This is a genomic window from Saccharibacillus endophyticus, assembly GCF_013185185.1.
Classification (GTDB): Bacteria; Bacillota; Bacilli; order Paenibacillales; family Paenibacillaceae; genus Saccharibacillus; species Saccharibacillus endophyticus.
In genome coordinates this window covers 655,412-678,592 of record NZ_JAAZWE010000003.1, presented here as the reverse complement: position 1 = coordinate 678,592, position 23,181 = coordinate 655,412, and the positions used below count along the sequence as shown (strand labels likewise).

At 54.9% G+C, this 23,181-nt stretch carries 18 protein-coding genes; 5 read left to right on the top strand and 13 right to left on the bottom strand.

Annotated features, from left to right (window positions below; genetic code table 11):
• Window positions 1-121 precede the first annotated feature (121 nt).
• Together HRQ63_RS14375 and HRQ63_RS14370 are read left to right on the top strand one after the other, a co-directional pair.
• Window positions 122-1,948 (top strand): HSP90 family protein, encoded by a 1,827-nt coding sequence (locus HRQ63_RS14375; protein WP_172244884.1) that lies wholly within the window; start codon window positions 122-124, stop codon window positions 1,946-1,948.
• A 6-nt stretch (window positions 1,949-1,954) separates the two neighbouring features.
• Window positions 1,955-3,028: a hypothetical protein gene (locus HRQ63_RS14370; RefSeq protein WP_172244882.1), complete on the top strand. Its 1,074-nt coding sequence runs from the start codon at window positions 1,955-1,957 to the stop codon at window positions 3,026-3,028.
• A gap of 262 nt (window positions 3,029-3,290) precedes the next feature.
• Here HRQ63_RS14370 and HRQ63_RS14365 read toward each other — a convergent pair whose 3' ends face one another.
• On the bottom strand, window positions 3,291-3,986 hold the full coding sequence (locus HRQ63_RS14365) for an MgtC/SapB family protein (RefSeq protein ID WP_216673935.1): 696 nt from the start codon (window positions 3,984-3,986) through the stop codon (window positions 3,291-3,293).
• A 184-nt stretch (window positions 3,987-4,170) separates the two neighbouring features.
• Between HRQ63_RS14365 and HRQ63_RS14360 the strand changes: the two genes are divergently transcribed.
• Complete coding sequence (locus HRQ63_RS14360; protein WP_172244880.1) at window positions 4,171-4,839, top strand: S-layer homology domain-containing protein; 669 nt, start codon at window positions 4,171-4,173, stop codon at window positions 4,837-4,839.
• Between the two features lie 93 nt (window positions 4,840-4,932).
• Here HRQ63_RS14360 and HRQ63_RS14355 read toward each other — a convergent pair whose 3' ends face one another.
• From HRQ63_RS14355 to HRQ63_RS14340, 4 genes are all read right to left on the bottom strand, one after another.
• Window positions 4,933-5,571 (bottom strand): PepSY domain-containing protein, encoded by a 639-nt coding sequence (locus HRQ63_RS14355; RefSeq protein WP_172244878.1) that lies wholly within the window; start codon window positions 5,569-5,571, stop codon window positions 4,933-4,935.
• A gap of 354 nt (window positions 5,572-5,925) precedes the next feature.
• Window positions 5,926-6,813 carry a PepSY domain-containing protein gene (locus HRQ63_RS14350; RefSeq protein ID WP_172244876.1) on the bottom strand — a complete coding sequence of 296 codons (888 nt, stop codon included), beginning with the start codon at window positions 6,811-6,813 and terminating at the stop codon, window positions 5,926-5,928.
• Complete coding sequence (locus HRQ63_RS14345; RefSeq protein WP_172244874.1) at window positions 6,813-8,267, bottom strand: sensor histidine kinase; 1,455 nt, start codon at window positions 8,265-8,267, stop codon at window positions 6,813-6,815. Before HRQ63_RS14345 ends, HRQ63_RS14350 begins: the two co-directional genes overlap by 1 nt.
• A 1-nt stretch (window position 8,268) precedes the next feature.
• Complete coding sequence (locus HRQ63_RS14340) at window positions 8,269-8,979, bottom strand: response regulator transcription factor (RefSeq protein ID WP_172244872.1); 711 nt, start codon at window positions 8,977-8,979, stop codon at window positions 8,269-8,271.
• A 357-nt stretch (window positions 8,980-9,336) separates the two neighbouring features.
• Here HRQ63_RS14340 and HRQ63_RS14335 point away from each other — a divergent pair, with 357 nt between their 5' ends.
• Together HRQ63_RS14335 and gdhA are read left to right on the top strand one after the other, a co-directional pair.
• Window positions 9,337-10,323, top strand: a complete 987-nt coding sequence (locus HRQ63_RS14335; protein ID WP_172244870.1) for a diaminopimelate dehydrogenase — start codon at window positions 9,337-9,339, stop codon at window positions 10,321-10,323.
• Between the two features lie 473 nt (window positions 10,324-10,796).
• On the top strand, window positions 10,797-12,173 hold the full coding sequence (gdhA, locus tag HRQ63_RS14330; protein ID WP_172244868.1) for an NADP-specific glutamate dehydrogenase: 1,377 nt from the start codon (window positions 10,797-10,799) through the stop codon (window positions 12,171-12,173).
• Between the two features lie 216 nt (window positions 12,174-12,389).
• Here the strand turns inward: gdhA and HRQ63_RS14325 are convergent, their stop codons facing one another.
• The 8 genes from HRQ63_RS14325 to HRQ63_RS14290 form a co-directional block, all read right to left on the bottom strand.
• Window positions 12,390-12,821, bottom strand: a complete 432-nt coding sequence (locus HRQ63_RS14325) for a DUF6526 family protein (protein WP_172244866.1) — start codon at window positions 12,819-12,821, stop codon at window positions 12,390-12,392.
• A gap of 153 nt (window positions 12,822-12,974) precedes the next feature.
• The gene (locus HRQ63_RS14320; RefSeq protein WP_172244864.1) at window positions 12,975-14,210 is read right to left on the bottom strand and encodes a response regulator; all 1,236 of its coding nucleotides are present in this window, start codon (window positions 14,208-14,210) and stop codon (window positions 12,975-12,977) included.
• Window positions 14,207-16,093, bottom strand: coding sequence for a cache domain-containing sensor histidine kinase (locus tag HRQ63_RS14315; protein ID WP_172244862.1), 1,887 nt, complete (start codon window positions 16,091-16,093; stop codon window positions 14,207-14,209). Before HRQ63_RS14315 ends, HRQ63_RS14320 begins: the two co-directional genes overlap by 4 nt.
• Window positions 16,083-17,093: a substrate-binding domain-containing protein gene (locus tag HRQ63_RS14310; protein ID WP_172244860.1), complete on the bottom strand. Its 1,011-nt coding sequence runs from the start codon at window positions 17,091-17,093 to the stop codon at window positions 16,083-16,085. The genes HRQ63_RS14315 and HRQ63_RS14310 overlap by 11 nt, the downstream gene beginning before the upstream one ends.
• A gap of 205 nt (window positions 17,094-17,298) precedes the next feature.
• On the bottom strand, window positions 17,299-18,462 hold the full coding sequence (gene mmsB, locus HRQ63_RS14305) for a multiple monosaccharide ABC transporter permease (RefSeq protein ID WP_172244858.1): 1,164 nt from the start codon (window positions 18,460-18,462) through the stop codon (window positions 17,299-17,301).
• Window positions 18,437-19,996 (bottom strand): multiple monosaccharide ABC transporter ATP-binding protein, encoded by a 1,560-nt coding sequence (gene mmsA, locus HRQ63_RS14300; RefSeq protein WP_172244856.1) that lies wholly within the window; start codon window positions 19,994-19,996, stop codon window positions 18,437-18,439. The genes mmsB and mmsA overlap by 26 nt, the downstream gene beginning before the upstream one ends.
• A 19-nt stretch (window positions 19,997-20,015) precedes the next feature.
• A complete protein-coding gene (chvE, locus tag HRQ63_RS14295; RefSeq protein WP_172244846.1) occupies window positions 20,016-21,101 on the bottom strand; it encodes a multiple monosaccharide ABC transporter substrate-binding protein in 1,086 nt (361 codons plus the stop codon).
• 508 nt (window positions 21,102-21,609) lie between these two features.
• Window positions 21,610-22,989, bottom strand: coding sequence for a sodium-dependent transporter (locus tag HRQ63_RS14290; protein ID WP_172244844.1), 1,380 nt, complete (start codon window positions 22,987-22,989; stop codon window positions 21,610-21,612).
• Between the last annotated feature and the right edge of the window lie 192 nt (window positions 22,990-23,181).

Below are 23,181 nucleotides of genomic sequence, written 5' to 3'. Positions count from 1 at the left end.
AAGGACGCCTTTTTGCTATGCCGAAAGTCGCAAAATGCCTGCCTGATTTGGAAATGGGAATGAAGCAAGCTAAAATAGAGCCAGGGGTTTTATGGAAACGGAAATTAGAGGAGGAATAAAAATGTCCGATTCACAGGAGTATCGCTTTCAGGTCAACTTGAGCGGAATGATCGATATTTTATCGAACCACTTGTACAGCAGCCCACGTGTATTTCTGCGCGAATTGCTGCAAAATGCCACCGACGCGATCACGGCACGCATGGATCTGGATCCGTCCCATCGCGGCGAAGTCTCTGTCGAGCTGGCCAGCCATGGCGCCGACGCCACCTTGCTGATGCAGGACAACGGAATCGGGTTAACCGAGGAAGACGTCCATGAATTCCTTGCCATGATCGGCCACTCTTCCAAGCGAAACGGAACGGAACTGCTTGGCGAGACTTCCTTTATCGGACGCTTCGGTATCGGCCTGCTCTCCTGCTTCATGGTCAGTGACGAGATCGTCATGCTGACCCAGTCGGCAAGCGGCGGCCCTTCGATCGAATGGAGAGGCAAGCCGGACGGTACATACACGATTCGCAAATTGGAAACGTCGTTGACGCCGGGAACGAAAGTCTATTTGCGCTGCAAGCCGGAGACGGACTTTTATTTCGAAGCGGAAACGGTAGAATTGGATCTTCTGCATTATGGCGCGCTGCTGCCGTATCCGATTCGCTTATCTGCGGGAGGACGGGAGCAACGCATTAACCCGGAAGTCCCTGACTGGATCGTGCGTCCGGATCTTGCGCACGGCAGCCCGGACGAGGTGCTGCGTTTTGGCGAAAAAATGCTGGGCGAGCGATTCCGTGACTTTATTCCGTTGCGAACTTCGACGGGACGCACAGGCGGTATTGCCTACGTTCTCCCGCATGCGGTCAATCTGAACGCCAATCGCTCGCACAAAGTGTATCTCAAACGCATGCTGATCTCCGAGCAGGCGGACAATATTTTGCCGGAATGGGCCTTTTTCGTAAAATGCTTGATTTGGACCGACGAACTTCAACCGACGGCCTCGCGTGAGCATTTTTACGAAAACGAACAGTTGGAACGCGTACGCGGTGAACTCGGTGAGGCAATTCGGGACGCGCTGATTCGCATGAGCGAACAGGACCAGGCTCGATTGCGGCGAATCGTCGAACTGCATGCGTTGTCGATGAAAAACCTGGCTGTGGAAGACGATGCGTTTTACCGGATGATCCACCGCTGGCTGCCGTTCGAAAGCACCTACGGACACAAAACGCTGGGTGAGTTGATTGACGAAGAACAAACGCTCTACTATACCGCTACGCTCGACCATTATCGCCAACTTCGCCATGTCGCTTCCGCTCAATCGATGCTGGTCGTCAACGGAGGTTATATTTACGAAGCGGAATTGCTGGAGTCGCTCACTCGCATCTTGCCGGGAATCGACGTTCGTCGTTTATTGCCCGAGGATGTATCGCTTGCTTTTACCGACTTGAATCCCGAAGAACGATCCGCAACCCTTCAAGCCGCCCGTACCGCGGATCTGGCTCTTCAACGTTTCCGCTGCCGCATTCTGTTGAAACGCTTCAAGCCGGAGGAATTGCCCGCCTTGTTCACATTGCCGGAAGAAGCCGCTACGCTGCGTTCGATCGAACGCGCCAGCGAAGAAAGCCCGCAAGCCTTCGCGTCCATACTCGGCAGTCTGGGCGGATCGCTTCAAGGGGAGGCAAGCTCGTATTCGATTTTGTATCTGAACCTGAACAACCCTGTCGTCGAACGGCTATTCACGGGCCGATCCACAAGCCGTCTGAACACATTAGTCGAGATGTTATACGCGAATGCGCTGATGATGGGACACTATCCGATGAGCCGTTCAGAGCTGGCATTGATGAATAAAGGCATTTTGTCGTTGATTGATTGGAGCATGGAATCGGAGAAGGGAGAATAAATCACGATGGACCATTTCGAAGCGGAATTTGAAGACCTGATGACGGAGGCTTACGGCCTGCCTAACGGCGCAGCCAAGATGGCGTTGCTGGAGAGAGCGGCTGAGCTGGCTGATCTCGCAGGCAATATCGAAGCGGGTTACGAGGCGCGCGAAGAGATCGTGGAAGTCGGCAGTTTCGGAGGTTTTCCGTTAAAAGCGATCGTGGCGTACTCTTGGCAGCTCGGTCAATATGATCGCAACCCGGAAGCCTACGAAGCCCATACGCTGCATTGGAATTATAAGTGGGTCATCGACGATGTCCCTTCCTTCCCCGACGTCCCTGCACAGCAGATCGAATCGCTGCTGGAGGACCTTCGTCGGCGTTATCGGGAGTACGGAGTCAGTGACCGCACTTATTGGTACTACCGTTTCCGGATCTCGATGTATATGGGCGATCTGGACAAAGCCGGCGAATACCTGAATGAATTCCGCAAGCTGAAAAGAGACGCCATGAGCGACTGCTCCGCTTGCGAACTGGATGAGCAAGTCCGTTACCTGCTGCTCACCGGACAAGACGAAGCCGCGGTCAAAAAAGCTCAGCCGATCGTCAAAGGCCGTCAACGCTGCGCTCACGTCCCGCACGCAACCTTGCCTTTCCTGCTGCTCCCGCTGCATCGGCTGGGACGCACCGAAGAAGCCGATAAGCTTCAGCCCGAAAGCTATAAATTGATTCGCGACAATCTGACCTTCGTACACGAGTTCGGCGAACATATCGGTTACCTGTCCATCGTCGATCCTCAAAAAGCCCTGCCCTTGCTGGAACGCCATCTCCCGCAGGTCGAAGGCCACGAAGATCCGCTGAACCGGATGATGTTCTACTGGAACGCAGCCGCTCTGCTGCAAAAACTGATTCGCACCGGCGAAACATTCGTCCTTAACCTTCCGCCTTCCTCCCGCTTCTACGACCTGGCCGACAACCACGACGAGCTGCGCCACAAACTGGAAACCGAAGCCTTCGCCATCGCCCAATCCTTAGACACCCGCAACGCCAACACCTACTACACCGAATACGGAAAAGAACTACTCAAAGAGCGAGGCTGACGCCTTCGCTCTTTTTATAACCTTTTATAGCCGATTTTTATAGCAGCAGCTTCTTTATGTAAGACACATACATCATGTTTTATATTGTCCCTTCCTAACTCCCCCATAAGAAAGCCCCATCTATACGCAAGCGGAGCGGAGGGAAAAATTTAGTGAAAGACGCCTTTGAACGCGGAAAGCTGTAAGCTTTCTGCGTGAGACAGCGTCTTGAACGAATTTCTCCCGCAGCGTCTCCCGCGTGAAGATAGGGCTTTCTTAATTTTCACTTCATCTCGATTCCGATGATCTGGTCGTGTTCTTCCAACAGCGGCATCAGCTCATCCGCAGTCGTCCCTTTCGGAAGCCGCACTACCAGATCGAGAGTCAAGTGCTTTTTCTCTTCGTCTTTGCCGCCTGCTTTGAAGTTGATCACCGCGATATCCCGCTCTTGCAGCAGTCGTTTGAATTGTTCCGCTGCTCCTTTCTCCTGCCGGACGGTCACAAGCAGACGATGCGTGGACGCGACCAGACGACCTTTGAAGTTACTGTGCATAATAATCTGCGCCATGTAAATCAGCAGCGTCGCCGCAATCCCCAAAATGTACAATCCCGCTCCCATCGCCATGCCGACTCCCGCAGTCGCCCACATTCCCGCCGCGGTGGTCAGTCCGTTGATGGTGTATTTTCGCATGAAAATCATGCCTGCTCCGAGAAAACCGACGCCGCTGACGATCTCGGACGCGACTTTCGTCGGATCGATCTGCACGCCGGTTCGCCCTTCCAAATCCATGAATCCGTACTTGGAGATGACCATGATCAGCGCCGCGCCTACCGCCACGATAAAATGCGTACGGGTCCCCGCCTCCTTGCGCCTGCTTTTCCGTTCATAGCCGATCAAAGCCCCGCACATTCCCGCGATCAGAATTCGCAGCAGATGTTCGAACTCCAGCGGCAGATCGATCATATCGAAATATCCCATGCTTTCAACTCCTCTCCAAAATGAAAAGCAGGCGACTTGCCTTATGATGCCTTCGAGCCGAACGCTTGCTATGTTTTTACCCACCGCGCAAGCGATCTCCCGCTTTTTTTATCCCGGATTGCAACATTCGCCCGAATCCTCGCGTCTGAAGGATATCCAAGCCTAATCAAGGAGCGTGTTATTGATGAGAAAAAATTTCGGTAAAACATTCGTCGCGATCCCGGCCGCTGCGGCCATTTTGCTATCCGGTCTGGCCGGAGGTTCCGCGTATGCCGCATCCGCTTTCGGCGATCTGCAAGGCGTACCGCAAGCTGCGCAAATCACGGCCCTTCAAGAAGCCGGCATCGTGAAAGGCGCCAAAGACGGCAAATTCAACCCGCAAGGCACATTCACCAATGCTCAAGCCATTCAACTTGCTGTCGATACATTCGGATTGAATATCGATGATTTGAACTTTTTCAAAAAACCCGAAGCTTCGGACTCCTTCCCGAAAGCTTCCGATGACGCTTGGTATTCCGAGGCGCTGGTGATCGCCGCTTACAGCGACCTGAACCTCCCGCGCGATCTCGACCCGAACGCTCCGGCTACCCGGGCTTCGTTCGCCTCGCTGCTGATCAACGCCGGACAAAAATCAGGAGCGCTGCCGATGTTCCGATTAATTCCGGTAGAGATTACGGACGAAGCTTCGATTCCGGACGGAAGCAGCGGTTCGATGCAGGAAGCACTCGCGTTCGGAATTCTGGAATTGGACGCGAAAGGAAATATTCATCCGAATGAGCCTTTGACTCGTGCTCAAGCTGCCGACATGCTGTATAAAATTGCCGTCAAAGGCCATATCTTCGAAACGGAATAAGAGCAAAAGCGAAATGAAATCACAAAACGGAAGATGCCGCTGCGGCATCTTCCGTTTTTTTATGGCTATCGTTTTGTATCGAACCGCCTAAAATCAATCGTCATCGCCGTCGTCGTCGTTGTCATCGAAATCTTCGTCATAGGAAAGCACTTTTCCCGTGTTGGCATCGACGTCCACGTCCGCTTCGCCTTGCGCCGTTTTGACTTCGACTTCGTAAATGAAACGACCGTCGTCTTTATCCAGATCGATATCGGTTACCGTTCCGCCGCCGGTCTGCTTGAGTGCGATTTCTTCGGCCTTGGCCGACGTGATCTTCACGGAAGCGGCAGCGCCGGTTGCTTTGGCGTTCGAATTTTTCTGTTTGCTGTTCGAACCGTCGTTATCGTCGTCGTTGACCACTTTCAGTACGGAAGCGGAGTAAGCATCCACCCAGACATCCACGTCGTCGCCGTTGGCGCGGTCGATATCGACTTCGTAATACGTTTTGCCGTTTTTCGTTTCCAGATCGATATCGTCCACCGTTCCGGCTTGCGCTTTCAGCGCGATTTCTTTTGCGCGTTCCGGCGAAATAATCGAGGCAGCCGACGCGTTTTGCGTTTGCGCGGATGCATTCGACGAGGTCGCCGCACCGTTCGCGGATGTTCCCGTTCCCGCACCGCTCGCCAAAGCTGCCGTTCCTCCGAGCGTCAATGCGGCCGCAACCGCTCCGATCATCACTTTACGTTTTACCATTTCAATCTCCTCCTCGGTTTCTCTTTTGTAGGTTTGCAAGGCGTCTTGCCCTGCCGCACTATTAGATTAACCGTGCCGTCTGAGAAGGCGGAGAGAGCTTCATTAGAAAACGATGAGAAAAAAGTGAGAAGTTTGTATGGGGGTTAAAGCGGGGGCGCTGCGGGAGAAATTCGTTCAAGGCGCTGTCTCACTCGGAAAACTGGATTGGATTTAAATAAAGACGTTTTCCGAGTTCAAAGGCGTCTTTCACTGAATTTCTCCCTTCGCTGGACGCTTTGTACAATATAAACTTTAAGGAAAAAAGAGAAATAAAAAAACAAAAAGAACCGCCTGCACGAGAGGCGGTTGGGTAGGTTAGGTATTTTCGTCGTCTTCGTTTTCTTTGTCTTCGTCCCAGGTGGTCGAGAGGACGGCGCCGGAGACGGCATTGATTTGGACGGAGGCTTCGCGGCCGTCTTCGAGTTCGACTTCCACCAGGTAGTAGGCTTGGCCGTCGTCTTCGGTTCGGAGATCGGCGTCGGTGTCTTCGACTTTGGAGCCTGCGTCGGCTAGCGATTTTGCGGCGATTTTTTCGGCTTCTTTTTCACTGAGCAAACGAACCGGTTCGTCGGCATTCGGTTTCTGCGGTTGATTGCCCTTGTCGTCAGGCTTGGTCGAATTGTCGGGATTCTCGCCATTTTGTCCGTTGGAAGAACTGCCGGGGGCCTCGGTCGGTTGGGTGGAGCCGTTATCATTTGTCGGCGGTGCGGCGATTTCTTGTTCGGATTGGATATCGCCGCTGTACGCATCGATTGTAAGTTTTAATAAGCGACCTGCATGATCGGTTAATTCTGCCACATAGAGAGGATTATCTGCGTCTGTCGGCGTTTCTAGTTCCAGGCGGGTGACTGTTGCGCCTGTTGCACGATTTTCCAGCAGCGTTTTGACTTTAGTGCGTTCAAGAATTTCAGGCAGGGGCTTTTCGGCAGCCTCCAGACGGCTGATCGATTCGACCTGTCCGCTGGAAGCGGAGAGCGCTACGGCGTACAGCCCCGCATCGGTTCGCAGCAGCATGTCGTAGCGACCGTTTGCCAGATTGGCCGATTCGACTTGCCCGCTGTAACGTGCCAACAATTCCTGTTCGGCTTGTTCGCGCGTGAGTGCAGGTTCGGCTGCTCCCCAGGGACTCCAAAGGATCAATCCCGTCACCGCAACCGCCGCTACGGCCGCCGATCCGATGAGTTTTCCTGAAATGCGTTTCATCACGATCTCTCCTTTCGCTCCGATTTATGTTCATCCGTACGCGTGCTTCTTCGTCCGAGACCTGTTTTACCGCTTCGGGTGTCTGAGGTAGGACGAGGCAGATTTAAGGTTGGAAACGCCAAGGTGACCATAGTCCCTTTTCCCACTTGGCTCTCGATTCCGATCTGAACGCCCAACGCTTCAGCAATATCTTGCGCCAAGGATAAACCCAGACCGGAGCCGCCTGTCTGGCGGGTACGGGAAGAGTCGACTCGATAGAAGCGATCAAATACTTTGGGCAATTCGGCTTCGGGAATCCCGACGCCCCGGTCTATCACCCGTATTCTTGCCGCAATGCCGCTTCCCCCGGAAACTTCGACTTCAATTCCATCTTCGCTGTACTTGCGCGCATTGTCCAGCAAGATAAAAAGCAGTTGGCGCACTTTGGCCGTATCTGTCGTTACCGGAACAACGTCATCTGCGCGCACGTTTACCCTGCGTCCATAAGCTCCCGAAAATGCCGCAGCCGATTCCCGAACTGACGCGGTTAAATTCGTTTCTGTCATTTCCAGAGTGTCCGCCTCGGGACGACGCGCCGATTGAAGTAAACGTTCGGTCAACTCCCTCATCCGTACCGATTCCGACAAGATCGCGCCCACGGCTTCATCGAATACTTCCGGGCGCTCTTTGCCCCGGCGGCGCAGTAAGTTCGCATAACTCTCGATAATCGTCAGCGGCGTTTTGAGTTCGTGCGAAGCATCCGAGACGAAGCGCTCCTGCCTGGCGAAGTTGGCTTCGAGCAGCGCGATCATTTCATTGAACGCACGCTCCATCTCCGCCAACTCGTCGCCGGGCTTCTGACCCGTCTCGATCTGCCGAAATTTCCCGCTCTGCCGGATATCGCCCATCGTACCGGTAAGCGCCGAGATCGGTTTCACAATCCGATTCGACAGGACGCGGCTGGCCAGAATGGCAGGAATCAACGCGAGCAGCGACACCACTACCAATACGGTGCGCAATACGGCAAGACGACCTTCCGTATCCGCGATGCTGCGGCTGATTTGCACGCTGCGTACCTCGCCGTCCGACCAGATGACGGGCACGGATACACGGATATAGCCGCTGCCGCCCGCGCTTAATCGCTCACTGGTGACACTTTCGTGGTACGCATACGTTTCAGCGGTAAAAGCATCTCCCGCCCCGTTCGTCACAGCAGAGAGACTTGTCCCTTCAGGGCGGACAACTCGCAGCATGCCGTCCGCCGGAACGTAAGCGCGCAGCAGATCGTCCGGGGCAATTTGCGCAGAAGATCCGGCGACCCGCTCAGCGATCAAAAAAGCTTCGGCTTGTATCCGCTGCGTCTCGTCTTCCACAGACATTCGCTGAAATAATACGTAGACCGAGATGCAGACCACAGCCAGCAATGCCGCGAAAAGCACCGAGGTGTAAAGATAGATTTTACTTTTGAGCCGCATCTCAGGAAGACTCCTTCAAGACGTAACCTACGCCGCGCACCGTATGGATCAACTCGGGAAGTCCCGTCTCGTCGATCTTTTTTCGCACATAACGGATATACACGTCGACGACGTTCGTGTCTCCCGCATAATCGTACCCCCATACCTCTCGAATCATTTGTTCCCGGCTCAAGACTTGACGCTGATTGCGAAGCAGGAAAACAAGCAGATCAAATTCGCGAGGGGTCAAGTCGATCCGACGTTCTCCCCGGTATACTTCTCTCGTCTGCTCGTTCAAGCGCAAATCGCCGATCGCAAGAAACTCTTCCGCGACGTCAACAACCGCTTCCTGTCGAGCCGTCCTGGCGGCGCTGACCCGCAGCGAAGAACGGATGCGTGCCAGCAGTTCCTCGATTTCGAAAGGCTTGGTCACGTAATCGCTCGCACCCAGATCCAGTCCGGATACCTTGTCTTCGACCGAGTCTTTTGCCGTCAGCAGAATGACCGGAGTCAATGGATCGGTGGCGCGAATACGCCGCAGTACTTCGATCCCGCTGATTCCCGGCAGCATCACATCCAGCAGAATCAGGTCCCAACCGCCTTCCCTGTACAGCTCCAACCCTTCCGTTCCCGAACCCGCGCGCCCTGTCCGATAGCCTTCATAGCCCAGTTCAAGCTCCAACAGACGGGCAATCTTGTCTTCATCCTCGATAATCAATACCGTTCCAGTCACGTTCGAGCCTCCTTATGTTTAAAAGCCGGCAGTTTTCTGCGAGCTATATGCGTTTGTATTTAGGCTGTGTGTCCAAACTCCGAAAAGACCGGGTGCACGTGCACGGCCTCGTTCGTCGTCTGCTTTCACGCCTTGTAACGTCTTGCCCATATTTTAAGCGAAAGAGCGCCCGGACGCCACAAACGCAATCGTTCCCTTTTGTCAAAATGTTAACTAACCACTCATCAAATCTAGGACTTTAGGGGCATTTTTTAACGAAAATTCAATTAGGCAGTTTACACACCGTGTCAACTATAACTATACTTAACGGATATTCGGAGTTTTACAGTCAAACGTTTGCAAAGGGAGGATTCTTTCATGCAGCAAAAAATCAGAATCGGCATCGTCGGCTATGGCAATCTCGGCCGGGGCGTACGCAGCGCAATTGCGCAAAATCCGGACATGGAACTTGTGGCGGTATTCAGCCGTCGTGATCCCAAGTCGCTGGAACAGCGCGGAGAATCAGTCCGTTTTGTACATATCGCAGACGTCGAGCAATTTCGTAATGATGTCGACGTGATGATCCTGTGCGGGGGTTCCGCTACGGATCTGCCTGAACAAACCCCTCAGCTTGCTTCGCTGTTCCATACGGTGGACAGCTTCGATACGCATGCCAAGATCCCTGAATTTTTCGATACGGTGAATACGGCCGCTCTCGAAGGCGAACGGGTCAGCGTCATTTCGACGGGTTGGGACCCGGGCTTGTTCTCGATGAACCGACTGCTTGCGGAATCGATCTTGCCTGAAGGCAAGAAATATACATTCTGGGGCAAAGGCGTCAGCCAAGGACATTCCGACGCGATTCGTCGCGTTCCAGGCGTCAAAGCAGGCGTGCAATACACGGTGCCTGTCCAAACCGCGATCGACTTGATCCGTTCGGGCGAAACGCCGGAATTGAAAACCCGGGATAAGCATATGCGCGACTGTTACGTCGTTGCCGAAGAAGGCGCGGACGAGAACGCGATTCGCGAAGCGATCGTATCGATGCCGAACTACTTCTCCGACTACAACACAAGCGTGACGTTCATTACGGCAGAAGAACTGGAGCGCGAGCATTCGGGCATGCCTCACGGCGGATTCGTGATGCGCAGCGGCGTTACCGGAGCCGGAAGTAAGCAGCGGATCGAATTCGGCTTGGAACTGGAAAGCAACCCGGAGTTCACGGCCAGCGTATTGATCGCTTATGCGCGCGCGGCGTTTAAACTGGCTGCCGAAGGGCAGACGGGAGCGCGGACGGTATTCGATATTCCGCTGGGTCATCTGTCGCCGAAAAGCGCTGCGGAGCTGCGCGCGGAATTGCTGTAGATCGGATTGCTGTAGATCTTTTTGAAAGTCCTATTCGTTGGGGCGAAGCCGGGGCGGCTGCGGGAGAAATTTGTTCAAGGCGCTGTCTCACTCGGAAAAATCGATTTGACTTTTGATTGGAATTTTTCCGAGTTCAAAGGCGTCTTTCACTAAATTTCTCCCTCCGCCTATCGCTTCGCTAGAATAGGGCTTTCAACGATATTCAACATTCCGTTTTTTATGGAATAGGTAAAAAGATTAAGTGAATCGCTGCGCTTTTGGTGCAGCGGGATTATTAAGGGCTGCGGGAGTTTGCAGCTCTTTTCCTCAAATGTAAAGAGACGACTTCCTTCAAGGAAGGTTATGTACGCGTACGATCCTCGTTTGTTCTCCGGTGTTTCTATTTAGTTTATTCCTTTATCAGATTAACGCTAGAACCCGGTATTTTATAAAAGCACCAATCACCGAAACCCATTTCGAAGGAGCGTGTATTTATGATCGAGACTCAAAACGAAACTGCCTATGCCGAAGCGAAAGCTTATGTCGAATCCGTGTTTGCTGCTGTGGTACGTCGCAATCCTTACGAAGACGAGTTCCATCAGGCCGTACGCGAGATTTTCGATTCGCTCGTTCCCGTATTTGCCAAAAATCCTCGTTACCGCGAGCATGGTCTGCTCGAGCGCTTGTCCGAACCGGAGCGCCTGATTTCGTTCCGGGTGCCTTGGGTTGACGATTCGGGTCGGGTACAGGTGAACCGCGGCTTCCGCGTTCAGTTCAACAGCGCGATCGGACCTTATAAAGGCGGCTTGCGTTTCCATCCTTCGGTTAACGCGAGCATCATCAAATTCCTCGGTTTTGAGCAGGTACTTAAGAACTCGCTTACCGGCCAGCCGATCGGCGGCGGTAAAGGCGGGTCGGATTTTGATCCGAAAGGCAAATCCGATCTGGAAGTGATGCGCTTTACGCAAAGCTTCATGACGGAGCTGTATCGACATATCGGTTCGGACGTCGATGTTCCGGCGGGCGATATCGGTGTCGGCGCACGCGAGATCGGTTACATGTACGGTCAATACAAGCGTATCCGCGGGGCAAGCGAAGCAGGCGTCTTGACAGGCAAAAACCCGCTGTACGGCGGCAGCTTGGCTCGCACCGAAGCGACAGGTTATGGCTGCGTGTACTTCGTGCAGGAAATGCTGAACGGCGCCGGACTGGACTTCAAAGGCAGCCGCGTGACGGTATCCGGTTCGGGCAACGTCTCGATCTATGCGATTGAAAAAGCTCAAGAGCTCGGCGCGACCGTTATCGCGTGCAGCGACTCCTCGGGTTATGTCCACGATCCGGAAGGCATCAATCTCGCTACGGTAAAATGCATCAAAGAAGCAGGCCGCGGACGCATTTCCGAATACGTGGCCGAGCATCCGCATGCGACGTACACGGAAGGCTGCGAAGGCATCTGGAGCATTGCTTGCGATATCGCGCTGCCATGCGCAACGCAAAACGAGATCGATGCCGAAGCGGCAGCCGGCCTGATCAGCCGCGGCGTCAAAGCCATCGGCGAAGGAGCCAACATGCCGTCAACGCTGGGCGCGATCGAGAACTTCCTCAAAGCCGGCGTTCTGTTCGGTCCAGCAAAAGCTGCGAATGCCGGCGGCGTAGCCGTATCCGCGCTGGAAATGGCGCAAAACAGCGCACGTCTGTCTTGGACGTTCGAAGAAGTGGATGCGAAGCTGCACCAAATCATGAAGAACATCTATGCGGAATCGACAAAAGCCGCCGAAGAATACGGCCAAGCCGGAAACCTGGTCGTAGGCGCCAACATCGCCGGTTTCCTCAAAGTCGCCGATGCCATGATCGCCCAAGGCGTCGTGTAAGTTTGTGCTTCATTTAAAAAACGAGAAAAATCGTCAATGAAAAAGCGCGGCAGCCGATCGCAATCGGCGCCGCGCTTTTTTTGTAACATACAACTTATAAGGAAGCGAGAAGACGGAGAGAAAAATTCAGTGCAGGCGAAGGCTTTCGGAGAAAGCCGCCTCGTAAGCATCCGCTAACGAATTTTTCTCGCAGTCTTCTCGCTTCCCGCCCCTCCGTCAGATCCGCATCGTATCCGGTCGGAAATGCTTGATCTCCGAGCGAATCCGCTCCGCGTCCCAGTTCTCTTCGGCGGCGCGGGCGCAAAGTCCCGGGAACTCCGTATCGCCGGCATTGCGCAGCGCGATGATCTGGGCGACGCTCAGGCGCCGATCCGGTTCGCGGCCCGTCAGGCGGTAGTAACGGAAGTTTTCTTCGACCCGCACGATCCGATCCTGCGTTTTGGTCGCGTATACCCGCATGCGCAGCAGCGCCAGCAGCAGCACGAACGCAAGACCGACCAGAATCCAGTCGTCCGACGATCCTTGATCCTGCCGCAGCTCGCCGATCAGACGAACGACCGAAGCTACCAGCACTACCAAAGACAGCGGAAGCGCCAGAAAATGATGGGGCCAGTCGAAGCGCAGATTGAATTTTTTTTGTTGTTCCATGCCTTTCCCTCTTTTCTTCGAACTTCTTGGCCGGGCGATCGTTCAGCGAGATCTTTACCCGGCCGCTAAGTTCTATTACACGCCTGGCGCGTTTCGCAACCATGCAGGCGGGATAGGAAAAAAGAAGTCTGACCGCGATCGGCGCAGGGCCGCTTATTGACCGGACGGCCGTTCGGGAAAAGCGGCTCCCCGGCGGTACTGGTTCGGCGACACGCCCATCACTTTTTTGAAAGCGGTACTGAAGTAATGCTGGGTGTCGTACCCGCTCTGCTCGGCGATCTCGTAGATCGGCAGATCGGTCGTATTGAGCAGTTCGATCGCTTTGCGTATCCGCGTATGGGTGAGCAGCGCGACGAACGAATCGCCCAATTCTTTTTTGAGCACGCGGCTCAAATAAACGGGAGAAACCTGCAAATTCCGGGCGAACGATTCCAGCGTCAATTCGGGATCGCCGTAGTAATCGCGAATGTACTCTCTGGCCCGGCGTACGAGCGGCGACAATTGGGCGTCTTTGTAAACGGCTTCGCGGCAGCGTTTGTATACGTCCGGCAGATCTTCGACGTCGCTGCCGGGCGGCACCGATTCGATATGCGCCTGCACGACGAGTTTCAAAAAACGACGCACCTGGCGTTCGATCACTTCGGCGATCTCCTGCTCGGCCGTATCCCACAAAAACAACAGCAGCAGACCCGAAGAATCCCGAATCAGCATATGGCGGCGCTGCCCCGCCAGTTCGGATACGATATTTTCCGCGGCAAACCAATACAGCTGTCGATCGCTTTCTTTCAAAATCGGCTGCGCCGCTTCCGGCTCGGGCCAACGGATCACGCATAACTGAACCAGGGGCGCTGCCGGCAGACCGAGAAAAGCCAACCGTTCCCCTATTTCTTCGCGATCCAACCGTCCTTCCGCCCATTCCTGACCGAAACGGGCTTGGAGCATCGGAATGTTGCGCCGAATCTGCTCGGATGCGAGCTTCAAATACCCGGCCTGCCTGGCTTCTCCGTCGAGGCTTTCTTTGACCCGCAGCAGCACGCCGCGCAGCGCTTCCGGGTTCACCGGCTTGAGGATATAATCTTCCACGCCGAGGCGAATGCCTTCGCGTGCATAATCGAATTCGTCGTGCCCCGTGATGATGACGAACCGGCAGTCCGGCAATCGTTCCCGCAGTTTGCGCATCAACGAAATCCCGTTCAAAAAAGGCATGTTCATATCGACCAGCGCCAACTGAACCTCCAAATCCAAAGCCAACTCCAGCGCTTCTTCCCCGTCTTCCGCTTCGCCGACCACTTTCATGCCGAGCGCGGCCCAATCGATCGATTCCCGCAGTCCTTCGCGGATAATCGGTTCGTCGTCGGCGATCAATACCCGATACGGCGTTTCGTTCATGATCGTTCCTCCTCCTCGTTCCCGGTCGCAAAAGCGGGCGGTTCATGCAGCAGCGGATGGCGCACCGAGACGACCGTCCCTTCGCTTTCCTTGCTCGCGATCTCGATGCCGTAATGTTCGCCGAAAGCGAGCCGCAGCCGGGACTGCACGTTCAGCATTCCGTAACTGCGACCGCTTTTTTGCGATTCCGACGCCTGTCTCTCGATCGCTTCGAGCGGATTCGCAAGCTTCCGCTTCAGCTCTTCCAGCCGCTCGGGCTTCATGCCCGCGCCGTCGTCGGCCACCTGCAGCAGCAAGGCATCCTGTTCCGCTCGCAATTTGATCGTAATATTCCCAGGTCCCCGGCGCGCTTTGATTCCGTGATAAATGGCGTTCTCCACCAGCGGCTGAAGCAGCAGCTTAAGCACGAAATAGTCGCCCGCCCGTTCATCGGTTTCGATCTCCACGTTCAATCGTCCTTGATAACGCGTTTGCTGGATCAGCACGTAGCTGCGGATATGCTCCAGCTCGTCCGCAAGCGGGATGATGTCGCCGCCTTTGCTGAGCCCGATCCGAAACAGTTTCGATAACGACTCGACCATCTCGGATACTTCGTCGGCTCCTTTTTTGCGTGCCATCCAGTGGATCGTATCCAGCGTGTTGTACAAAAAATGCGGCTTGATATTGTCCTGTAAACTCCGCAGCTCGGCTTCCCTTTTTTGCCGTTCTTTGCGTTCGTTCAGCTGAATCAGCCGCCGCAGCTCGACCAGCATCCGGTTGAAGCTTCGTCCCAGCATGCCGATCTCGTCTTGCCTTACGGAGGTATGCCGGACGGTCAAGTCTCCCGATTCCGTGCGGCGCATATCGTCTTGAAGCAGGCGGATCGGTTCGGAGATCGAAGAAGACAGCCGCAGCGCAGCTGTCAATCCGAGCATGCAGACCACGAACAGAAAGCAGATCACGTAAAAATGAATCTGACCGACTTCGAACAACGATTCCCGCGTCAGAAAAACGCCGACGGTCCGCCATCCGGTAAACGAAGAATCTCCGTAAATCAACTGAAGTTCCCGGCCGTCCACCTTACGCGTGATCGCTCCCGTACTCCCGTCCGCGAACCATTCCGAAGGAATACGGTCGATATACGGCGCGTCCGGCGCATAGATCCGGCCTCCTTCGCGATCGACGACGGTCAGATAACCGGTCCGGCCCAGCTTGACGTCGCGCGCCGCTTTGGAGATCGTCCACAGCTTGAGATCGATCAGCACCACGCCGATTGTGCGTTCCGTATCCGTATCCACCACCGCACGTGCGACCGTGACGACTTCGTTATCCTGATAGCTGACGTGCGAGGTCAAATTGCGGCCCGACGGCTGACCGAGGATCGTGAACAACCCTTCGTTTTCCTCCGCCCGCGCATACCAGTCTTCTTCCGTCAACGACCGGCCGGGATCGCGGGCATACAGTTCGTTGCTGACGTATTGGCCGTCCGCTCCCGCGACCAATAGTCCGGCGATTTCGGGATAAAGGGTCGTGTAGCGCTGCAAATACTGCTTCAATCGATACGACTCCTGTTCGTTCGCGGCGCCGTCGGTCATGAACTGCCGCACCCGGTCGTCGAACCCGATCAGATACGTCATGTTTTGCAAATTTTCCATATCGCTGTCGAGCGTTTGGTTGACCTTCGTGATCAATTGCAGCGTATGATCGACGGCCTGACGTTCCAGCACGCGGCTGACCGTCCAATTGACCAGATAACCCAGACCGATCGACGGCAGCAGGCTGATCAGCAAAAACAGGACCATGAGCTGGTAACGCAGCCGCAGATCGTGCAGGCGAAAAGTCTTGGCTTTTGCCCAAACTCCATGCCTGTTCCGGCTATCCGAAGATTCTCGTTCATTTCGCATAATAATCGTCCACGTTTTGAGGCGTCACGACCGAAATTCCCGTATTCACGTTGACCGGCAGCGGCGAGACGTCGCCCGAAGCCGTAGGCGAAGGAATCGTCAGATCGTGATGCAGATGGAACAGATATTGCAGCGACCAATAGCCCATATTCCATGTACCCTGCGCGATGGTCGCGGAAATTCGCCCTTCGCGGATCATGTCCAGCGTGTCTTTGTCCGTATCGAACGCGATCACGCGCAGCTTTTCGGTCCGATCCAGCTCCGCCGCCGCTTCGCCCGCTCCTTTGCCGCCGGCCGCTTCGGTCACGAACACGCCCGCCAGATTCGGATACCGTTTCAGCAGCGACTTGGTCAGGTCTTTCGCGATCATCGCGTCGCCTTTGTCGTCTTCCACCGCCACGACTTCCATGCCCGGGTACCGCTGCCGGATCGCGTCTTGAAACCCTTGCGTGCGCTCGTCGTGATTTTGCTGGTTAGGCAGCGTGATGACGGCAACCTGGCCCTGCCCGCCGAGCAGTCCGGCCATCTGCTCCGCCGCCGCGCCGCCTGCCGCCGCGTTGTCCGTGCCTAGAAACGAAAAGGCTTTGCTGTCGGGCGCGCCGGAATCGAACAGCACCACGGGAATGCCCGCGTCCACCGCTTTGTCGATCGCGCCTTTCAGCGAATCCGGATCAATGGCGGAAATGGCGATGCCGGCCGGCTTTTTGGCGATGATCTGTTCCAGCACGGTGATTTGCTCCCGGGCATCGTACTGCGTGGCGCCGCGGTATTCGATCGAGACGTTCAACGCTTCCGCCGCGTCTTCGAAGCCTTTGAGACAACTTTTCCAATATTCGATGCCCGATAAAAAGGTGACCATGACGTAGTTTTCGCCGAGTTCTCCCCGCAGTTCTTCCGATCGGAACGATCCTTCGCCGACCTGATTCGTGTACACGTGCCGAGCCGCGTAAGCCAAAAAAGCCGCGATCAGCACCATGTACAGCAGCGTCGTTTTTTTCACGGGACCGCTTCCTCCTTTTTCGTTTTCGTCGTCGCGGCCTGCGTCGTTCGGACATTCGTCCGAGCAATCAAGATTCCGCAGGCCGTTCATGTTGATTTTATCGGATGCGCGCGGCAAAAAAAAGCGCTTACGCATCGAACGCGGCAAAGCCGCATCCGCAAGTCGGCCGAAGCCTGCCTGCGGATACGGCCGAACGCGATCAAACTTAAGCGACCCGTTTGTTTTTGTTGTAAATATCGAACGCGACCGCGAGCAGCAGCACCAAGCCTTTGATCCCTTGCTGCCAGTCGATGCCGAGGCCGATCAGCGACATGCCGTTGTTGAGCACGCCCATGACCAAGCCGCCGATGATCGCGCCGAACACCGTGCCGATTCCGCCGGAAGCGGAAGCGCCGCCGATAAAGCACGCCGCGATGGCATCAAGCTCGAAGTTGGTGCCCGCTCTCGGCGTCGCCGCGTCCAGACGGGCCGCGAAGATCAAGCCGCTGACCGCCGCGAGCACGCCCATGTTGACGAACACCCAGAACGTAACTTTTTTCGTTTTGACGCCCGACAGTCCCGCCGCTTTCTCGTTGCCGCCCAGCGCGTAGACATGACGGCCCATTACCGTTTTGTTCATCATGAACGAGTAAGCGAGGATCAGCACGAACAGCAGCACCAGAATGTTCGGAATGCCCGCGTAGCTGGCCAGCATGAACGTGAACAGGTTCAGCACGACCGCGATCGCGACTAGTTTGAAAATGAACAGCCCGGACGAAGACACGTCGAATTTGTATTTGAGCTGCTCGCGGCGGGCGCGAAGCTCGTTGAACACGTACAGTACGGTGAAGGCGATACCCGCCAGAATCGCCACCAGATTGGTCGCCGTATCGGCCAGGTTCGGCACGAAGCCGGAGCTGATCTTGGTAAAGCCCGCCGGGAACGGCGAAATGGATTGGCCCTCGAGCACGATCATCGTCAAGCCCCGGAACAGCAGCATTCCCGCCAGCGTGACGATGAACGCCGGTATTTTGACGTAAGCGACCCAGAAGCCCTGCCAAGCGCCGATCAATCCGCCGATGACCAGCGAAGCGACGACCGCGACCCAAGCCGGCAGTCCCCAATCGACCATCATGATCGCGGACATGGCGCCGACGAATGCGGCGATCGAACCGACGGACAAGTCGATATGCCCGGTGATGATGACGAGCACCATGCCGATCGCGAGCACGAGGATATAGCTGTTTTGCAAAATCAGGTTGGTGATATTGATCGGCTTGACGAGCAGCCCGCCCGTCAGCACCGTGAACAAAATCATGATGACGATCAACGCGATAATCATGCCGTACTGGCGAACATTGCTTTTAAACAGTTTGGTGATCGCTTCCACGCTTAACCCCTCCAGTATTGGTCATGTATTTCATCAACGTTTCTTGAGACGCGTCCGCGCGCTCCACTTCGCCGGTGATTTTGCCCGCGTTCATCACGTAGATGCGGTCGCTCAGCCCGATCACTTCCGGAAGTTCGGACGAGATGACGATCACGGCTTTGCCCTGCGCGGCAAGTTGATGGATGATCGTATAAATCTCGTATTTGGCGCCGACGTCGATGCCTCGGGTCGGTTCGTCGAGAATCAGGATATCCGGTTCGGCGAAAATCCATTTGCCGAGCACGACTTTTTGCTGATTGCCGCCGCTCAGATTGCCCGTTTTTTGCAGGATATTCGGCGATTTGATATTCATCCGTTTGCGCATGTCTTCGGCGACCAAAACTTCTTCGCGTTCGTTCACGACCGCGCGCTTGGTCAGCTTGCGAAGTCCGGTCAGCGAGATATTGCGCTTGATATCGTCCATCAGGATCAGGCCGTATTCTTTGCGGTCTTCGGTCACGTAGGCGAAGCCGTTGTCGATCGCCTGGTTGACGGTATTGTTGCGCACTTCCTTGCCGTCTTTGACCAGCGTGCCGCTGATGCTTCGCCCGTACGATTTGCCGAAAATGCTCATGGCAAGCTCGGTACGTCCCGCGCCCATCAGTCCGGCGATTCCGACGATTTCGCCGCGGCGGATGGTCATGTTGATATTGTCCAGCGCTTTGCGGTCGGGATGATGTTCGTGGTAAACAGTCCAGTCGCGGACTTCGAGCGCCACGTCGCCGATGTTCGGTTGGCGCTCGGGATAACGGCTGGTCATATCGCGTCCGACCATGCCGCTGATGATCCGGTCTTCGGTGACTTGATCCGCTTTCATATCCAGCGTTTCGATCGTATGGCCGTCGCGCAAAATGGTGATCGAATCCGACACTTTCGATACCTCGTTCAGCTTATGGGAAATCAGGATGCAGGTCATGCCTTCGCGTTTGAATTCCAACATCAGCCGAAGCAGGTTTTCGCTGTCGTTTTCGTTCAAGGCGGCCGTCGGTTCGTCGAGGATCAGCAGTTTGACCTTTTTGGATAAAGCTTTGGCGATTTCGACGAGCTGCTGCTTGCCGACGCCGATATCGCCGACGAGCGTGTTCGGATTTTCGTTCAGGCCGACTTTTTTGAGCAGTTCGCTTGTTTTGACGATCGTTTCGTTCCAGTCGATAATGCCTTTTTTCGAACGTTCGTTGCCCAGAAAAATATTTTCCGCGATCGACAGGTACGGAATTAGCGCCAGCTCCTGGTGGATGATGACGATGCCTTTTTCTTCGCTTTGCTTGATGTCCTTGAACTCGCAGGTCTGTCCTTCGAACAAGATATCGCCTTCGTAGCTGCCGTGCGGATATACGCCGCTGAGTACTTTCATCAGCGTCGACTTTCCGGCTCCGTTCTCGCCGCACAGCGACTGGATTTCCCCTTTTCGCACGCGGATATTGACGTCGTCCAGCGCTTTGACGCCGGGAAAACTTTTGACGATGCCGCGCATTTCCAAAATATACTCCGACATGACGCGTCCCCCTTTTGCGTTATTTCAGTCCAATTTCTTCCTTGGTGTAATAATCCTGATCGACGATCTCTTCCTGCACATTGTTGATGTCGACCGAGACGGGATCGAGCAGGTAAGCCGGAACGACCCTAACGCCGTTATCGTAAGATTCCGTATCGTTCACTTCTGCTTGCTCGCCTTGGAGCACGCTTTCGGTCATGGATACCGTTTGCTGCGCCAGCTTGCGGGTGTCTTTGAACACGGTTTGCGTTTGTTGGCCGGAGACGATCGATTTGATCGAGGCCAATTCGGCGTCTTGTCCGGTAATGACCGGTAGCGGCTTGTCTGACGACCCGTATCCGATGCCTTTGAGCGAAGACAGGATGCCGATGCTGATGCCGTCGTACGGAGACAGTACCGCATCCAAATTTTCCGACGAATAGTAGGCGCTCAACAGATTGTCCATCCGCGACTGCGCCAGCGAGCCGTCCCAGCGCAGCGTGGCGATCTGTGCCATCGTCGTCTGTTTGCTGCGCACGACGAGCTTGCCGGAATCGAGGTACGGCTGAAGCACGGACATGGCGCCGTCATAGAAGAAGTAAGCATTGTTGTCGTCCGGGGAACCGCCGAACAGCTCGATGTTGAACGGTCCCTTGCCGTCTTTGAGCCCTAGCGCCTGCTCGATGTAGGAAGCTTGAAGCACCCCCACCTTGAAGTTATCGAACGTCGCGTAATAGCTGAGATGCGGCGTGTTGCGGATCAGGCGGTCGTAAGCAATGACCTGAATGCCCTGATCATGCGCTTTGCCGATCACGTCGGTCAGCGTGTTGCCGTCCACCGCGGCGATGACGATCACGTCGACGCCTTTGGTAATCATGTTCTCGATCTGCGAGATCTGGTTCTCGACCACGTCTTCGGCGTATTGCAGATCGGTCTTGTAGCCTTTTTCTTCGAACAGCTTCCGCATATTGCTGCCGTCCGCCACCCATCGTTCGGACGACTTGGTCGGCATCGACAACCCAATATAGCCTTTGTCCGCGCTTCCCGCGCTGCTTTCCGCCAGATTGCAGCCGGCCAGCATCGCCGTCAGCATCAGCGCAAGCAGAAGCGCCGCTATTTTTTTCATCACCGGACTCCTCCCGTACCGCTTTTTAGATAACGCTTTCATATTGATCGTGCCGCTGGTGTTGTTTACGTGTTTCAGCATAGCATCGGGGAATCGGGGCGGTCTTTATACGGAAGCGAAGGTTTTTTATAAAAATCTGACTTTTAAAGGGAATGGGGGGGGAAAAGCGCTCCTTGGGGGGAGCGTCAAGTGCGCGGGAGTTCCTGTTCGGGAGGGAAGCTGAAGGGCGGTGCTGCGGGAGAAATTCGTTTCGGTCGCGTGTTGCCCTGGGGAAGCTGGATTGAATTTTGCAAGGAGGCTTCCCCAGGGCAAAGGCGAACGCTATCGCTCCTACACTGAATTTCTCCCTCCGCACCTTCGCTTCGCTCGGAACAAAAAAAGGCTCCGCACGGTTATGCGGAGCCGGGCGGAGCGCTTTTTTTATGGGGATAGGATAGAGAAAACAAAACCTATCGAAGACCGAAAAAGGCCTATGTTCCAAGCAAGGATCTTACCTTTGGAACAACGATTAGAACTTCAGTACCCCTACGGAGTAGAGGAAGATCAGGATGATCAGAAGCGGGCAAACGTAGCGCAGCAGGAACATCCATGTTTTGTAGATGCCGCCTGTCAGACCCGCTTCTTCGCCTGCGCGTTTCCAGGCGTAGCCTGTGAACAGCGTAATGATCAGACCGCCGACAGGCATCAGGATATAGGATGTGGAGAAGTCGAACAGATCGAAGATCGTTTTGCCGAACACCAACAGATTGCTCAAGGGCCCGTCAGCGCCTTCGACCGACAGTGCGGAAGGTACGCCGAGCAGGAATGCCAGTCCTGCCATGATGATCGCCGTTTTTTTCCGGCTCCATTTCCATTGTTCCATCGCGTAAGCGACCGGGACTTCAAGAATCGACACGGCCGACGTCAGCGCGGCGATCGCCAGCAGCAGGAAGAAAATCCCGCCGAACAAGAAACCGAGGGGCATTTGAGCAAATGCGGCCGGGAGTGCGATGAAGGCCAAGCCTACGCCGCTCGACGGTTCCATACCGTAAGCGAATACGGTTGGGAAGATCACTAAACCCGCGATGAACGCGTACAGCAGGTCGCCCGCGCCGATCGCGAGCGTAGCTTTGCCGAGCGATTGATCCTTTTGTACATAAGAGCCGTAAGTCAGCATGCAGCCCATACCCAGCGACAACGAGAAGAACGAGTGGCCGAGCGCGATCAGAACCGATTCTTCGTTCAGCTTGGAGAAGTCCGGCTTCAGGAAGAATTCGGCTCCTTCCAGCGCTCCCGGCAGCGTCAACGCGCGTACCATCATGATGAGCAGCAGGATCAGGAAGCCGGGAATCAGGATTTTGTTGAACTTCTCGATCCCGCCGGATACGCCTTTTGCGATAACGTAGCCCGTGATGATCATCACGACGGCGCTCCAGAAGATCGGCATATAGCCGCCCGCGAACCCGAGGAACGTTGCCGCGTAATCCATGTTGACGTCCGACAACGCGCCCGCGAACGATTGGATCATGTAATGCAGCGTCCAACCCGCGACCACGCTGTAATACGACATGATCAGGAAAGCCGTGATGATCGAGATCAAACCGAACCATTTCCAGTGCTTTTTATTGGTCAGATTGAACAGCGAGGAAGACGCATTGCCTCTGCCGCCCCGGCCGATCGTCATTTCCGCGAGCAGGATCGGTAATCCGACCACGACCAGGCAGACGATGAACAGCAGGAAAAATGCCGCCCCGCCGTTTTCCCCCGTGATGTAAGGGAACTTCCACATATTGCCCAGGCCGACCGAGCTTCCGATCGCCGCCAGGATAAATCCGTTTTTGGAAAAGCCGGTGCCGCCCTCTCCGAGTCTTTCTCCGGCATTTCCCGATTTTTTGTTCAATCCTGCCATACCCCTCCGACCTTTCTGCGTTCAATTCAATGCTGCATTTTTCATTTTCTCATGGTAACGAATCAACGCAGCATTGTCTATACTTTTATTCGCAAAGGTCAATAACAAAATGAATTTTCAAAAACCTGAAGACCTTCTTTTCGAAAAAATAATGTCCTTTTATCAATCTATTCGTCAAAAAAGCCGCGCAGC